This window comes from Pseudomonas sp. 43mfcvi1.1, from assembly GCF_900115935.1.
Classification (GTDB): Bacteria; Pseudomonadota; Gammaproteobacteria; order Pseudomonadales; family Pseudomonadaceae; genus Aquipseudomonas; species Aquipseudomonas bijieensis.
The window spans coordinates 49,518-64,521 of the sequence record NZ_UETT01000013.1 but is presented as its reverse complement, the minus strand read 5'-3'; the positions used below and the strand labels follow the sequence as shown (position 1 = coordinate 64,521).

Here is a 15,004-nt window from a genome sequence, read left to right as displayed (position 1 = left end):
GGGATTGAATGATGCCCTCATGCAGTCGTCGCCCTTTCGGGCCGGTCGATACGCAAGGAGAGGCAGGCATGCTCGATCAGTTCGCGTTTGTGCTCCCCGGGGCCATGGCCCACGCCGGGCAACTTGACTCAGGCTTTGCCGCCAACGGCAAAGCCTGGATTCATTTCGAAGACAGCACCTCGAGCCTGACCACCGGGCTGACCCTCGACCACGCCGGACGAATTCTTGTGGCAGCCAGGATCGAGACAGCCCGCGGCAGTCGGTTCGGGTTGGCGCGACTCAATCATGACGGCTTGCCTGACCCGGGCTTCGGTACCGACGGTTGCGTGATTGGCTCATTTGAAAACGACTTCGAAGCAACCGCAGGCCAAGTGATCGAGTTGCCCGACAGGCAGATCCTGCTGTCCGGCCTGCACTACGAAAACAACGACCACACCCTTCCTGCCCTGGCGCTGTTCGACCAGCAAGGTCGCGCCGTTCAAAGCTTCGGCAACGGCGGCCGGCACATCATCCGGCTTTGCGGCAATCTCTCCCAAGGCCTGCGCGATCCGTGGCTGCCGCCCGGCGTGCCGGGGCTTGAAGCCTGCGACATGCAAGTGCAGGCCGATGGCCGGATCCTTGTGCTCGCCAACCACCACTACCAATTGTCCGATCATGTCGGCGTACTGATCCGCCTCTTGCCGGACGGAACATTGGATACCTCGTTCAACGGTCGCGGTTTCGTGATGGTCCGACGCTTATTGAAAAATACCTGGCTCGGCTGCCTGGTGCTCCAGGCTGACGGTCATATTGTCGTCGGCGGTGCCATCGACTTGCCCCAGCATGGTTTGATTGCCCGCTATGACAGCAGTGGCAAACTCGATGACAGCTTCGGCGAGAACGGCTTCATGACAATTCTGGCGCAAGGTCACAGCGTAATGGTCAGCCAGATCGTTCAGGATGCGAACGGTGATCTGCAAGTATTCGGCAGCAGCCGTGACCCGATGCATAGCCTGGCCCTGAAAGTGCGCCCGGACGGCAAGCCGGACCGTCACTGCAACCAGGGCCAGTGCCGGCTCATGGCGATCGGACGCAACGCCAGTCAGTGGACCGCCGCTCAACTTCAGCCGGACGGAAAACTGGTGACCGCCGGTGCCACCATCGGCGGTATCGAGGCCGATTTCATACTTGCCCGGCACTTGCCGGATGCCAACCTCGATCCGGATTTCGGCCAGGGCAAAGGCTGGGTTCGTACGCGACTCGGCTACAGCCTGGACACCGCCACCGCCATGGCGGTGCAGGCTGACGGCAGAATCCTGGTGGGCGGCTATTCGCTCCACGGTCGTTATCGAGCGGTGGTTGCGCGATATTGGGCCTGAACCGAATTATCCCGGGGGAACAGTATTTATTCCTACGCTTGATATTCCCCATCTCTTACGGCAAGTTGCGCGCTTCTAATTAAAAGGAGCAGCCGATGTCCGGTCCAATGGCTCAGGCTTTCGCGCACAACTTTCTGGGGCACTCCCCACGCTGGTATAAGACGTGCATCATCACTTTCCTGATCCTCAATGCCGTGGTGCTGTGGACCCTGGGTCCGGTCATTGCCGGTTGGATGCTAGTGGTGGAGTTCATCTTCACCCTCGCCATGGCCCTTAAATGCTACCCGCTGATGCCTGGCGGCCTGTTGCTGGTCGAAGCCCTGGTGCTGGGCATGACCACCCCCAAAGCGCTGTACGACGAGCTGCTGCATAACTTCCCGGTCATCCTGCTGCTGATGTTCATGGTCGCCGGCATCTACTTCATGAAGGATCTGCTGCTGTTCCTGTTTTCACGCCTGCTCCTGGGCGTGCGTTCCAAGGCGCTGCTGGCCTTGATGTTCTGCTTTCTCTCGGCGTTCCTGTCGGCCTTCCTCGATGCCTTGACCGTCACGGCGGTGATCATCAGTGCGGCCGTGGGCTTCTATGCGGTGTATCACCGTGTGGCCTCGGGCAATGATCCACGCCTGGACAGCAACGTCGATGAAGACCACGAGCTGCCGTCGCACCATCATGAAGATCTCAACCAGTTTCGGGCGTTTCTACGCAGCCTGCTGATGCATGGCGCCGTAGGCACCGCGCTGGGCGGCGTATGCACCCTGGTGGGCGAACCGCAGAACCTGCTGATCGGCCATGAGATGGGCTGGCATTTTGCAGATTTCTTCCTGAAAGTCGCGCCAGTGTCGTTGCCCGTGCTGGTGGCAGGGCTGGTGACCTGTGTGGCACTGGAAAAGCTGCGCTGGTTCGGTTACGGCACGCTGCTGCCGGACAACGTACGTACCGTGCTGGCCGACTACGCCGAGCAGGACAATCGCGAACGCACAGCACGCCAACGCGCCGCCCTGATCGTGCAGGGCATCGCTGCGTTGATCCTGATCGTCGGCCTGGCCCTGCACATCGCCGAAGTCGGCCTGATCGGCCTGATGGTCATCGTGTTGATTACCGCCTTCACGGGGATCACCGACGAGCACCGGCTCGGCAACGCGTTCAAGGACGCCATGCCCTTTACCGCACTGCTGGTGGTGTTCTTTGCGGTGGTAGCGGTCATTCATGACCAGCAACTGTTCACCCCGCTGATTCAATGGGTGCTCGCCCTGCCCGCCGATCAACAGCCAGGCATGCTCTTCATTGCCAACGGCCTGCTGTCAGCCATCAGCGACAACGTATTCGTGGCGACCATCTACATTACCGAAGTGAAGCAGGCCTTCGTCTCCGGCCACATGAGCCGTGAGCAGTTCGAGACCCTGGCGGTGGCCATCAACACCGGCACCAACCTGCCCAGCGTCGCCACGCCTAACGGCCAGGCCGCCTTCCTGTTCCTGCTGACCTCAGCGATTGCCCCACTGATTCGCCTGTCCTATGGCCGGATGGTCTGGATGGCCCTGCCCTATACCGTGGTGATGGGTGGCCTGGGCTGGTATGCGGTGACGTACTGGTTGTAGAAAATATTGCTGAACAGAAGAAAAACCTGTGGCGAGGGGATCCTTCTGTGGGAGCAAGGCTTGCCCGCGATGAAGGCGATGCGGTCTCTCAGGAACCGAGGTGCCTGTTTCGCGAGCAAGCTTTGCTCCCACAGTGGGAATAAATTCCCGTTCCACCAAAGGCCTGGGCGGTCTACCGCGGCAGGATGTACCGCTCGATCGCCAGGGCCGCACCGTCTTCGGTCACGGCGGCGGTCACGACATCCGCCTGACGCTTGATCGCCTCCTCCGCCTGCCCCATGGCAATCGACAAACCAGCACGATGAAACATCGCCGGGTCGTTGCCGCCATCCCCCATGGCCGCCGTCTGCTCCAGCGGCACTTCCAGGAACGCTGCCAGGGTCGCCAGTGCTTCGCCCTTGTTGGCCTGCATCGCTGTCACATCCAGGTAGATCGGTTGTGAACGTGACACCTGGGCCTGGCCTTTGAGCAGCGGATGCAGCCGAGCCTCCAGTTCCACCAGCAGGTCCGTGTTAGCGCTGGTGGCGACAATCTTGTCGATACGTTCCAGATAGGGTTCGAAGCTGTCGACCTGCACCGGCGGATAACCCAGCCCGCGGGTTTCAACCGGCACCATCGGCCCGTTGGCGTCACGCACCAGCCAGTCGCCGTCGGCAAACACCCAGACCTCGATGCCAGGCTGATCGGCGTACAGCGCCAAGGTGGCTAGCGCCGCCTCGGCAGGCAAGTAATGCACGGCGAGGAAACTGCCGTCGGGATGAACCAGCGTGCCGCCGTTGAACGCCGCGGTGGGCAGATCGACGCCCAAGGCCTCGATCTGCTGCAACATCGCCCGGGGCGGCCGCCCGGTGGCGAGGCTGAACAGCACGCCGGCCTCACGCAATGAACGAACGGCTTCGATGGTGCGTTGGTTGAGACTGTGGTCAGGCAGCAGCAGCGTACCGTCCATGTCACTGAGCAAAAAGCGGATGGGGTGTTTCAGTTGATCACTCATCCGAGGCCGTGCCAGACGCGACCGTCGCGTATCAGCAGATCATCGGCGGCCGACGGGCCATCTTCACCGGCCTTGTAAGGCTGGACCGCTGCGTCCTGCTGCCAGGCATCAAGGAATGGCTGCACGGCGCGCCAGCCGTTTTCGATGTTGTCGGCGCGCTGGAACAAGGTCTGGTCACCGGTCAGGCAATCGTAGATCAAGGTTTCGTAACCCGTGGACGGCTGCATTTCGAAGAAGTCCTTGTAGGCGAAGCCCAATTCGATATTGGCCATGTCGAGCGCCGGCCCCGGCCGTTTGGCCAGCAGGTCGAACCACATGCCTTCATTGGGCTGAATCTGGATTCTCAAGTATGTAGGTTGCAGTTCGTCGACTTCGGTGTCGCGAAACTGCGCGTAAGGCGCTGGCTTGAAGCAGATGACGATTTCCGTGTCGCGCACGCTCATGCGCTTGCCGGTACGCAGGTAAAACGGCACGCCGACCCAACGCCAGTTGTCGATCATGACCTTCAGGGCGACGTAGGTCTCGGTGCTGCTGTCAGGCGCCACGTTGGCCTCCTGGCGATAGCCATTCACCGCCTTGCCGCCGACCTCACCGGCCGTGTACTGGCCCCGTATGGAGTTGGCGCGCGCCTGCTCCACCGACCAGGGCCGGATCGCCCCGACGACCTTGGCCTTTTCTCCGCGCACGGCGTCGGCACCAAAGGCCGCTGGCGGCTCCATGGCCACCATCGCCAGCAGTTGGAAAAGATGATTGGGCACCATGTCCCGCAAGGCGCCGGTGTGTTCATAAAAGCTGCCACGGGTTTCCACGCCGACGGTTTCGGCGGCGGTGATTTGTACGTGGTCGATGTAGTGGTTGTTCCAGAACGCTTCGAACAGGCTGTTGGAGAAACGGCTGACCAGAATGTTCTGCACCGTTTCCTTACCCAGGTAATGGTCGATGCGATAGATCTGTTTCTCGCTCATGACCTTGAGCAGGCAGGCGTTCAGCGCTTCGGCGGTGTGCAGGTCGGAACCGAACGGTTTTTCGATCACCACGCGCCGAAAGGCCCCCTCCTGCTCCTGAAGCAGACCGGCCGCACCGAGGCGGCTGACCACTTCACTGAAAAAGCGCGGCGCGGTCGCCAGGTAGAAAACCGCGTTGCCGGTGCCGCTGGCGGCGATTTTCGCCGCCAGCGCCTGGTAGGTGCCGTCATCGAGGAAATCACCCTGGACGTAACTGATGCCCCGGGCCAGCTTGGCCCACAGCAGCGGGTCGAGCGCACGGTTGGCATCACCGCCCTTGCTCGCTGCTTCGTTACGGATGAAGTCCTCGAGTTTCTTGGCAAAATCCACATCGCTGATAGCGTTGTGGTCAACCCCGATGATGCGCAGCCCATCGTCCAGCAGACCGTCGCGACTGAGGTGGTAAAGCGCCGGCATCAGCAGACGCTTGACCAGATCGCCATGGGCGCCGAACAGGAACAGCGTGGTCGGCGGCGCGGGTTCTGCCTTGGATTTGCTGCCGATCGAGGTCATTTTTTCGGTGTCTCCACGTGGCCGCCAAAGCCGAAGCGCATGGCCGAGAGCATTTTGTCACCGTACGTGCTTTGCTGGCGTGAGCGGAAACGGGCAAACAGCGAACTGGACAGGACCGGAACCGGCACCGCTTGCTCGATGGCGGCTTCGATGGTCCAGCGCCCTTCGCCGCTGTCGGCAACTTCGCCGGAAAAACCGTCCAGTTTCGGATCGCTGGCCAGCGCATCGGCGGTCAAGTCCAGCAACCAGGACGACACCACGCTACCGCGACGCCAGACTTCGGCGATATCGGCCAGGTTCAGGTCGAAACGCTGCTCCGGTGGCAGGCTTTCGCTGGATTTGGTCTTGAGGATGTCAAAGCCCTCGGCAAAGGCCTGCATCATTCCGTATTCGATCCCATTGTGGATCATCTTCACGAAATGCCCCGAGCCGGCCGGACCTGCATGGATATAGCCACGTTCGGCGCGGTCATCGTCGGACTTGCGGTCACGGGTGCGCGGGATGTCGCCCATGCCCGGCGCCAGGCTATCGAACAACGGGTCCAGGCGCTGGACCACTTCGGCATCACCGCCAATCATCATGCAGTAGCCGCGCTCCAAGCCCCAAACGCCGCCGGAGGTGCCGACGTCGATGTAGCTCAGGCCTTTTTCCGACAGGGCCTGAGCGCGACGGATGTCGTCCTTGTAGTACGTGTTGCCGCCATCAATGATCACGTCGCCTGGCTCAAGCAGTTCACTGAGGTCATTGATGGTGTCTTCGGTGGGTGCGCCGGCCGGCAGCATGACCCAGACCGCCCGTGGTTTCTCCAGGCCAGCGACCAGCGCCGGCAGGTCCGCGACGCCTGTGGCGCCTTCCTGGCGCAGGTTTTCGACAAAAGCGGCATTGCGGTCATAAACGACGGTGGTGTGCCCATTGAGCATCAGGCGCCGCGCAATATTGCCGCCCATGCGGCCCAGTCCAATAATCCCGAGTTGCATGTGCTGATGCTCCCTACTACAAATAAAGGTGTGTCAAAGATGAAACGCTATCGACTAGTGGAGGTTAGTCCAGAGCATTGCCGCATAGTTTCCGGGTAATTCGAGCGATCACAAGGGATAACGCTCACGATCCGGCCAAAGACACAGCGACCATGAAAAATAAAAAAGTTCCAATCACAAGCAAAAGAAATCAGAATCGGCGCCGATAGTAGAGGTGTCGACCAAATACTGGCGACATCTCTATAGTTGATGTACGCCATTTGCGAGGTGAGCAATGGGCCCTGTCGTTACCGCACGTCCTCCCCAAACCCTTTATGTGACCATTCGTCGCGATGAATTGCGCCTACTCAAGGAAGAACGCGATCTGCTGCTCGATGAAGTGATGCAGTTGCGCATGCAACTGCAGCACGCACAACTGCCCCACCAAAGCCAGTCCCTGGCGCGGTAAGCGCCCCAGAGGCACAGCGCCAGCAAGTGACACTGGCATTCCGGTGTCACTCGCCTGTAAACCCGCCATGCGTACTTGTGGCGAGGGTTCTATCCGCGGCAGCAAAGCTTGCCTGCGATAGCCGCGCGGCGGTCGAAAGGCTGAACTTGCGGCATCGTTCATCGCAGGCCAGCCTTGCTCCCACAGGGCTTGCTCTCAGGTGAATACACGTCACAAATACCTCCCTCGCCTGGGTGCATTCGCGCCAAGTTACCGATTTGTATCCGAAAAACTCACGAACTTTTCACAACCGCCTCGCAATACTCCCCGGCCTATAGGTTGTTCGGCGTAATGCTTGCGGTCGCCAATCCGGTGCCGGCAGCTTCGTCGATAAGGGCTGGAGCGCTTGATGAGCTTGTTCAAACGCAGCAAAACGACTGCGAAAGGTTTCGACTGGGCCGGACTCGGCTGGCTGTTTCTGTTCTTCTGGTACTTTTCGGGCATCACCCAACTGCTCATTCTGCTGAGCGACACCTCCGGCTTCACCGGCTTTCGCCAAGCGTTCGTGATGAGCGCGGTATGGCTGGCGCCTATGCTGCTCTTCCCCGCCCGTACACGCTTGCTCGCCGCATTGATCGGCGTGGTGCTGTGGGCCTGCTCCATGGCCAGCCTGGGCTATTTCTTCATCTATCAGCAAGAATTTTCCCAGAGCGTCATTTTCATCATGTTCGAATCGAACGTGTCTGAAGCTGGTGAGTACCTGACTCAGTATTTTGCCTGGTGGATGGTGGCGGCGTTCCTGGCCCATACCGCCGTCGGCTATTGGCTCTGGACCCGCCTGCGCCCGGTGTACCTGCCCCGGGGCCAGGCCCTGGTCGCAGCAGTCGCCATTGTCCTGGCCGTGGTCGGCTATCCGCTGATCAAGCAGACCCAGCGTACCGGCAGCTTCGCCGGTGGCCTGGAGAAGTTCGAAGATCGCATCGAGCCGGCGGTGCCGTGGCAGATGCTGGTGGCCTACCGTCGCTACGGTGAACAGCTGGAGAACATGCAAGGCATGCTCCACAGCGCCAGCAAGATCGCGCCACTGCGCAACCTCAAGGATGCCATGGCCGACCAGCCCGCGACCTTGGTGCTGGTGATCGGCGAGTCCACCAATCGCCAGCGCATGAGCCTCTACGGTTACCCAAGGGAAACCACACCGGAACTGGACAAGCTCAAGGACCAGCTTTCGGTGTTCGACAACGTCATCACCCCGCGCCCCTATACCATCGAAGCCTTGCAGCAGGTGCTGACGTTCGCCGACGAACAGAACCCGGACCTGTACCTGAGCACGCCGTCGCTGGTGAGCATGATGAAGCAGGCCGGCTACAAGACTTTCTGGATTACCAACCAGCAGACCATGACCAAGCGCAACACCATGCTTACGACCTTTTCCCAGCAGGCCGACGAGCAGGTGTACTTGAACAACAACCGTAACCAGAATGCCGCGCAATACGATGGTGATGTGATCGAACCGTTCAACAAGGCCTTGGCCGACAGCGCTCCGCGCAAGCTCATCGTGGTGCACCTGCTCGGCACCCACATGAGTTACCAGTATCGCTACCCGCCGACATTCAACAAGTTCACCGACCGTCAGGGCGTACCGGCGAGCTTGCGTGACGATCAGGTCCCGACCTACAACAGCTACGATAACGCGGTGCTGTACAACGACTTCGTCGTGTCCAGCCTGATCAAGGATTACGCCAAGACCGACCCCAACGGTTTTCTGCTGTACCTGTCGGACCATGGTGAGGACGTGTTCGACTCGCCAGGTCACGGCACGCTGGGCCGTAACGAAGGCAAGCCGACCGCGCCGATGTACACCATCCCCTTCATGGCCTGGACCTCGCCCAAGTGGCGCGAAAGCCATGACTGGAACTTTGCCGGCGACCTGTCACGGCCCTACAGCAGCTCGCACCTGATTCACACCTGGGCCGACCTGGCGGGCTTGAGTTTTGATGAGCTGGACCGCAGCAAGAGCCTGGTCAGTGATGACTTCAAGGCCCGTCCGCTGCTGATCGGCAACCCCTATCAAGCCCCGCGCAAGGCCCTGATCGACTTCAGCCTGATGCAGCCCAAGGCGCCGTTGGCTGAAGTCGTGCAGAAATAACCTGAACCGGCCAGATGCCCGCTTTTACAGGGGCTTGATCCAGAACTGCATAGTGCCGTAGGCCGGGTCGAACATGCCGGCGGCAAAACCGAACTTGGTATAACTGCCTTGCGCCACGGCATTACCCTCGAGCACTTCCAGGGTGATTTTGCAGCAGCCACGCTGACGGGCGATGTCCTCGACCTTCTGCAGCATCTTCTGGCTCAGGCCCAGGCCGCGAAACTCCTTCATGACTATCATGTCGTGGATATTCACCAGCGGCCGACAAGCGAAGGTTGAAAAACCCTCGAAACAATTGACCAACCCCGCCGGTTCGCCATTGACGAAAGCCAGCACACTAAAGGCATGGGGGCGCTTGGCCAGTTCTTCAGGAAGGTGCAGCAGCACCTCGGGAGGCAGCGAATGACCACCCCCCATCGGGTCCTCGGCATAGCCATTGAGCACATGACAGATCGCTTCGGCGTGGACCGGGTTGGTGTAGCTGGCTTGCAGAACAAGAATGCCCTTGGCTTCTTCCATGACCTTCCATCTCACTTCGGTAGTACCGGCGACTCGATGCCGCCGGCAAGATACAGTCAGCCTTGCTGACCAAAACGTTGCATTTGCATTTCCTGGAGGCGACTGAGAGTACGGCGAAACGGGAATTGCAGATAGCCCTGGGTGTACAACTCATCCATCGGTACCGCGGCCGACAGGTACAACGGCACCTTGCGGTCATAGCATTCGTCGACCAGGGCGATGAACCGCCGGACACCGTCGTCGTGGATCGACAGCTGCGGCAACTCGCGATCACCCGCCTCGACCCGCGCCACGCCGTCTTCCGTGCCACGGGCGATGCGCCCTTCACGCTGTTCGGCACTCAGGCAAGGCACGTCACTGAGCAAGATAACGTTGAAGCGGTCACACAGGGCCATGAAATCAACGGCCGATAAAGGCTGCTCGCAAAGATCCGGATAACGGCTCCAGAGAACGGTGTCGCTGGCTCCGACCGGCTGGAGCCGGCGATGCCCCACTTCGATCGGCCCGCTGGCCAGTGCCTGGCCAACGGTCAACTGACCGAAAACCTCGCCCAACGGATCCGGTTGCCCGGGATCACGCAGCCAGTAACGCTGCTGCAATCTGCCCGGATGCTGGCGATGATCCTGCCATCCGTTTACCGGCACGACCTGCATGTGCTGCTTGATCGCCGTGATGGTCGACAGAAACCGCTCACGGTTGTGGCCGTTGGCATAGAGCTCTTCCGGCGGCAGGTTGGACGTGCTCACCACCACCATGCCCAGTTCGAACATCACCTGGAACAGGCGCCCGAGGATCATGGCGTCGCCAATGTCGGTGACAAACAGCTCATCAAAACACAGCACCCGCACTTGCTGGCTCAACTCCCGGGCCAGGGCTTGCAAAGGATCCGGCGTGCCGGTGAGCTGGAACGAACGCTGATGCACCCACGCCATGAAATGATGGAAGTGTTGGCGACGGGCCGGCACCTTGAGGCTTTCATAGAAGCGGTCCATCAGCCAGGTCTTGCCACGTCCCACCGGGCCCCAGAGATAAACGCCCTTGATTGACTTGCGCCCCTCGTGCAACGCCTTGTGGCATTGCTCCAGCGTCATGATGGCCAATTCCTGGGCCTCGTCCTGGACGAAGCCGTGGTGTTCGATGGCATGCTGCCAGGCACTCAAGGGGGAGTCGAAAGTCATACGGCCCGGGTCCGGAAAACGAAGGTGGGGAGTATGCCATGACGGGCGACAGGCGAAACACTGCGCAGAGCTGTCTGGACCGGGGAGATGATGCCCCCCTCTGTGGCGAGGGGATTTATCCCCGCTCGGCTGCGCAGCAGTCGCAAACCAACCGGCGCGGTCTACCTGATGCACCGCAGTGCCTTTTGGGGTTGCCGCGCAACCCAGCGGGGATAAATCCCCTCGCCACAACAGGGTTCACATTACAGGACGCGCAACGCTAAACCGAGATATCCAGCCGACTGATCTTGCCCTGCTCATCGAGCCGGAAGGTGTAGCGCAACTCCAACGGGCTGCCGGGGAACGTCCCGGAGATCAGGTTTTGCACCAGCACCTTGCCAGTACGTTCCTGCACATTGAGGACTTCCACCCGTGGCTGGAAACGTTGGGCGGTGTCTTCCATCCATTGGGCGATGGCCTGGGTGCCTACACGGTGCTGGCCTTCATCGAACACGTTGGCATCCTCGGCGAAGTAACGCGTCACCGCCGAACTGTCACGGGCATTGGCGGCCGCAATGTAGCCGGCGATGGCCGGGGCCAGGGAAGAGACGGGGTTGGACATGGCATGGCTCCTTGTTTTATCGATCTGGCCCCATGCTAGAACAGCACTGTGTCAGTTTTTGTCAGGAGTGAACCGCCCGGTTTCGTCCAACTTCATCAGCGCAAACCAGTCCCGCAGCAAATCACTGCGCCGCCCCGGATAGCGCTCGCCCTGCTCGGTGGCAGCGGCAATCCGATCGGTGCGAAAAGTCCGATAGGCGCCGCGCAATTCACACCAGGCCACCACCACCCGCGCCTCATTGAAAAAGCCCAAGGCCAGGGGCCAGATCAAGCGTTGGCTCGGGGTCTTGTTCACGTCGGCGTAATCGATGTGCAGCTTGGCCTGGGCGCGAATGGCCTGGCGGTAGACATTCAGTTCCACGGTGTTCTGCGGATAGCCATAACCCGGTGGGCCGGGCAGTACCGTGGGGTTGCGCAAGGCGTCCCGTACATCGGGCGCCAGCACCGCGGCGACCTTCGCCAGGGCGTCGGCGGCGGCCTTGCCCAGCACCTCGTCGGCGCGCTGATCGACGTAGCGCAAACCCAGCACAATGGCCTCGATTTCATCGGCGGTGAACATCAGTGGCGGCAGGAACAGGCCACTGCGCAACACATAACCGATGCCCGCCTCGCCCTGGATCGGCGCGCCGAGGGCCGTGAGTTCGGCGATATCACGGTACAAGGTGCGCTCGGAAACATTCAGTTCGCCCGCCAATGCCGCAGCAGTGACTGGGCAACGCTTGCCCCGCAAGACTTGCAGCAAGGTGAGCAGCCGAGTGGTACGCGACACGATGGACAGTCCGTAAGGAAAAAGTTGACGCAGATTAGCAGAGGCTGGTGTCAGAAACTGTCAGGAGCCTTGGTTCACGGTCACCCCAGCAACATACTGGCTTTGTGGCGAGGGGATTTATCCCCGCTGTGGCGCGAAGCGGCCCCAAAATGGATGATCTAGCCCGACTCGACTGGTTGGATTCAGATTTTTGGGACTGCTGCGCAGTCCAACGGGGATAAATCCCCTCGCCACAAGGGTTCGTTTTTTCATTCTTTGAGAGTCTATCCATGCGCAGAATCCTCGGCTTTTCCCTTCTCCTGATGCTGCTCAGCCTGAGCGCCTGCGCCCTCTTTCCTCACCGCGATCCGCTGAACATCAACGTGGTCGGCATCGAGCCGTTGCCCAACCAGGGCCTGGAGGTGCGTTTCGCCGTGAAACTGCGCGTGCAGAACCCCAACGAAACCGCCATCGACTACAACGGCGTGGCGCTGGACCTGGAGGTCAACGGCCGTACGCTGGCGACGGGAGTCAGTGACCAGTCCGGCTCCATCCCACGCTTTTCCGAGGCGATCGTGAGCGTCCCGGTGAGCATTTCGGCGTTTTCCGTGCTGCGCCAGACCCTGGGCCTGAGCCAGACCCAAAGCCTGGACAACCTGCCCTATGTGCTCAAGGGCAAGCTCGCCGGTGGTGTATTCGGTACCCTGCGCTTCGTCGACCGCGGCACCCTCGACCTGCCGGGTTCCGCGGCCAACTGGTGAATCAAGCGATGAAACGCACACCGGGCTTGGCGCGCTCGTCCACCACCAGTTCGAACACATCCGGCCTGGCGTAGTGCCCCACCACGTCATAGTCGTAGCGCGCCCGTACCAGCTCATCGGTGTCGATTTCGGCGGTCAGCAACCCGGCGATGTCTTTCAGCGGCCCGGCCAACACATCGCCCATGGGGCCGACGATCACACTGCCGCCAGCGATCAATGCACGCTCGGCCGGCCAGTTCGCAACCTCGATGCCCAATGCCTGCGGCGAGGCCTGGACCTGACAGGCGCTGACCACAAAGCAACGTCCTTCGTGGGCAATATGGCGCATGGTCACCTGCCACATGTCCCGCTCGTCCACCGTCGGCGCACACCAGACTTCCACGCCCTTGGCGTACATCGCGGTGCGTAGCAGCGGCATCATGTTTTCCCAGCACACCGCCGCGCCAACCCGGCCGACCTGGCTGTCGATCACCGGCAAGGTCGAACCATCGCCCTTGCCCCAGATCAGCCGCTCGGTGCCGGTAGGCATCAACTTGCGGTGCCTGGCCACCAGGCCCGCCTCCGGCTCGAAATACAGCGCGGTGCAATATAGGGTGCTGCCGGCCCGCTCGATGACGCCCAGCACCAGGCTCGCCCCGGTGCGCGCCGACAGCCCGGCCAACGCCTCGGTTTCAACGCCGGGCACGTCGATGGCATTGGCAAAGTAACGGGCAAACGCCTCACGTCCTTCCGGCAGGCGGTAACCCAATTGAGTGCCGAAGCCTTCGCCCTTGGGATAGCCACCGAGCAAGGCTTCGGGCATCACCACCAAGCGGGCACCGGCCTCGCGGATGGCGTTTTCATAGGAAAGGATCTGCGCCAGGGTCGCGTCCTTGCCACTAGGCAACGAACCGATCTGCAGGGCAGCCACAATGGATTTGGGCATGGTCTTTCAACTCCTTGATCATCAGGTATTGCTGATTCTCAAGGCGCGGTCAATCATGAATAAAGCCCCGAATGCTGCTAAATGATATGAACCTCATGAATATCGCCGATATCGACCTCAATCTGCTCAAGACCTTCGAAGCCCTGCATGACGAATCCAGCGCCAGCCGTGCCGCCCTGCGCCTGGGCGTGACCCAGTCGGCCATCAGCGCGGCCCTGCGCAGGCTTCGCGGTTTGTATGACGATCAATTATTCGTGCGCACGGGCCGGGGCCTGGCGCCGACGCTGCGGGCCAATCAACTGAAACCGGTGATCAGCGAAGCCCTGGACAAATGTCGCCAGAGCCTGGCGATGGTCGATCCGGGTGCCAGCCACTATGAGGGCCGCTCGGTCATCGTCGGCCTGTCGGACGATTTCGAGATTGCCCATGGGCGCCGCCTGATCGACGAAGTGGCCCGGCGTGCGCCGGGGTTGCGCTTGATTTTCCGCCAGACCCACAGCCAGATCGTCGGCCGGGCCCTGATGGAGCGCAGCCTTGACCTGGCGATCACCGCAGGTGGTTTCGCGCAGCGCTTGCTCAGCCGCCAGGTGTTGGGCGAAGGCGATTACGCCTGCCTCCTGGACCCGGCGAGCCTGGCGCAGGGCCAACAAACCCTCAGCCTGGAAGCGTTCGTGGCCCGTGAGCATTTGCTGGTGTCTTCAGGGGGCTTCATCGGCATCACCGATGAAGGGCTGGCCGGGCTTGGCCTGAGCCGGCGGGTCTGCGCCTCGACCACTCACTTTGCCGCGTTGCCGTTCCTGCTCAAGGGCAGCCAGGCAGTGGCGACCATCCCGACCCATGCCGCCCGGGCCATCGCGGGCCTCAGCGGCCTGGCCTTGCTGCCCTGCCCCCTGGCGTTGCCCCGTTACCCCATCGAGCTGGGATGGCGAACCCACACGCAAATGGACCCGACAGTGCTCAAGGTTCGCGAAGCCATTGCGGCGACATTTGCCTAAGGCTTATTTGTTGGCAGCCATCAGTCGGTTGACTTCACTGCGCACCATGTTGGCGTATTCCGGCGGCGACATACCGTCCAGTTCGGCACGCACCCACTCGGCCCACTTGCCCTTGCGCTTGGAGCGCTCGCCGAACAGGCGGGCGGCATCCCCCTTGGCCTTGCCCAGGTTGTTTTGCCACAGTTCAAAGAGTCGGGATTTTTCGTCTTCCAGCGCAGCGCGCTCGGCCAGGGGCTTGTCAGCCAGATTGAAGCTCAT

The 15,004-nt window shown here is 61.1% G+C and carries 15 protein-coding genes; 6 read left to right on the top strand and 9 right to left on the bottom strand.

The annotated features are described in order from the left end of the window. Nucleotides 1-68 precede the first annotated feature (68 nt). Together DTP52_RS22785 and nhaB are read left to right on the top strand one after the other, a co-directional pair. A complete protein-coding gene (locus tag DTP52_RS22785; protein ID WP_109755356.1) occupies nucleotides 69-1,358 on the top strand; it encodes a hypothetical protein in 1,290 nt (429 codons plus the stop codon). 95 nt (nucleotides 1,359-1,453) lie between these two features. After that, a complete protein-coding gene (nhaB, locus tag DTP52_RS22780; RefSeq protein WP_109755355.1) occupies nucleotides 1,454-2,956 on the top strand; it encodes a sodium/proton antiporter NhaB in 1,503 nt (500 codons plus the stop codon). 172 nt (nucleotides 2,957-3,128) lie between these two features. Here nhaB and DTP52_RS22775 read toward each other — a convergent pair whose 3' ends face one another. The 3 genes from DTP52_RS22775 to gnd are packed head-to-tail and all read right to left on the bottom strand — an operon-like array spanning nucleotide 3,129 to nucleotide 6,468. Further along, nucleotides 3,129-3,950 (bottom strand): HAD family hydrolase, encoded by an 822-nt coding sequence (locus DTP52_RS22775; RefSeq protein ID WP_109755354.1) that lies wholly within the window; start codon nucleotides 3,948-3,950, stop codon nucleotides 3,129-3,131. Continuing rightward, the gene (zwf, locus tag DTP52_RS22770) at nucleotides 3,947-5,467 is read right to left on the bottom strand and encodes a glucose-6-phosphate dehydrogenase (protein WP_109755353.1); all 1,521 of its coding nucleotides are present in this window, start codon (nucleotides 5,465-5,467) and stop codon (nucleotides 3,947-3,949) included. Before zwf ends, DTP52_RS22775 begins: the two co-directional genes overlap by 4 nt. Next, on the bottom strand, nucleotides 5,464-6,468 hold the full coding sequence (gnd, locus tag DTP52_RS22765; protein WP_256594279.1) for a phosphogluconate dehydrogenase (NAD(+)-dependent, decarboxylating): 1,005 nt from the start codon (nucleotides 6,466-6,468) through the stop codon (nucleotides 5,464-5,466). Before gnd ends, zwf begins: the two co-directional genes overlap by 4 nt. Nucleotides 6,469-6,718: 250 nt before the next feature. On the opposite strand from gnd, the gene DTP52_RS31230 reads away from it, so the two are divergent. Together DTP52_RS31230 and DTP52_RS22760 are read left to right on the top strand one after the other, a co-directional pair. Next, a complete protein-coding gene (locus DTP52_RS31230; protein WP_018601582.1) occupies nucleotides 6,719-6,892 on the top strand; it encodes a DUF6026 family protein in 174 nt (57 codons plus the stop codon). 388 nt (nucleotides 6,893-7,280) lie between these two features. Further along, on the top strand, nucleotides 7,281-9,020 hold the full coding sequence (locus DTP52_RS22760) for a phosphoethanolamine transferase CptA (protein ID WP_109755351.1): 1,740 nt from the start codon (nucleotides 7,281-7,283) through the stop codon (nucleotides 9,018-9,020). Nucleotides 9,021-9,044: 24 nt separating this feature from the next. Here the strand turns inward: DTP52_RS22760 and DTP52_RS22755 are convergent, their stop codons facing one another. From DTP52_RS22755 to DTP52_RS22740, 4 genes are all read right to left on the bottom strand, one after another. Then, nucleotides 9,045-9,539, bottom strand: a complete 495-nt coding sequence (locus tag DTP52_RS22755) for a GNAT family N-acetyltransferase (protein ID WP_109755350.1) — start codon at nucleotides 9,537-9,539, stop codon at nucleotides 9,045-9,047. A gap of 56 nt (nucleotides 9,540-9,595) precedes the next feature. Next, nucleotides 9,596-10,717 (bottom strand): cell division protein ZapE, encoded by a 1,122-nt coding sequence (gene zapE / locus DTP52_RS22750; protein WP_109755349.1) that lies wholly within the window; start codon nucleotides 10,715-10,717, stop codon nucleotides 9,596-9,598. Between the two features lie 259 nt (nucleotides 10,718-10,976). Continuing rightward, entirely contained in the window at nucleotides 10,977-11,318 is a 342-nt protein-coding gene (locus tag DTP52_RS22745; protein ID WP_109755348.1) for a nuclear transport factor 2 family protein, read from the bottom strand. Nucleotides 11,319-11,369: 51 nt separating this feature from the next. Next, nucleotides 11,370-12,086: a YafY family protein gene (locus DTP52_RS22740; RefSeq protein ID WP_109755347.1), complete on the bottom strand. Its 717-nt coding sequence runs from the start codon at nucleotides 12,084-12,086 to the stop codon at nucleotides 11,370-11,372. A gap of 269 nt (nucleotides 12,087-12,355) precedes the next feature. On the opposite strand from DTP52_RS22740, the gene DTP52_RS22735 reads away from it, so the two are divergent. Continuing rightward, nucleotides 12,356-12,826 carry an LEA type 2 family protein gene (locus DTP52_RS22735; RefSeq protein ID WP_109755346.1) on the top strand — a complete coding sequence of 157 codons (471 nt, stop codon included), beginning with the start codon at nucleotides 12,356-12,358 and terminating at the stop codon, nucleotides 12,824-12,826. Between the two features lies 1 nt (nucleotide 12,827). On the opposite strand, the gene DTP52_RS22730 is transcribed toward DTP52_RS22735, so the two are convergent. Next, nucleotides 12,828-13,751 carry a carbon-nitrogen hydrolase family protein gene (locus DTP52_RS22730; protein WP_109755345.1) on the bottom strand — a complete coding sequence of 308 codons (924 nt, stop codon included), beginning with the start codon at nucleotides 13,749-13,751 and terminating at the stop codon, nucleotides 12,828-12,830. An 86-nt stretch (nucleotides 13,752-13,837) separates the two neighbouring features. On the opposite strand from DTP52_RS22730, the gene DTP52_RS22725 reads away from it, so the two are divergent. Then, a complete protein-coding gene (locus DTP52_RS22725; RefSeq protein ID WP_109755344.1) occupies nucleotides 13,838-14,746 on the top strand; it encodes a LysR substrate-binding domain-containing protein in 909 nt (302 codons plus the stop codon). A 3-nt stretch (nucleotides 14,747-14,749) separates the two neighbouring features. On the opposite strand, the gene DTP52_RS22720 is transcribed toward DTP52_RS22725, so the two are convergent. Then, nucleotides 14,750-15,004, bottom strand: a complete 255-nt coding sequence (locus DTP52_RS22720) for a hypothetical protein (protein WP_003181187.1) — start codon at nucleotides 15,002-15,004, stop codon at nucleotides 14,750-14,752.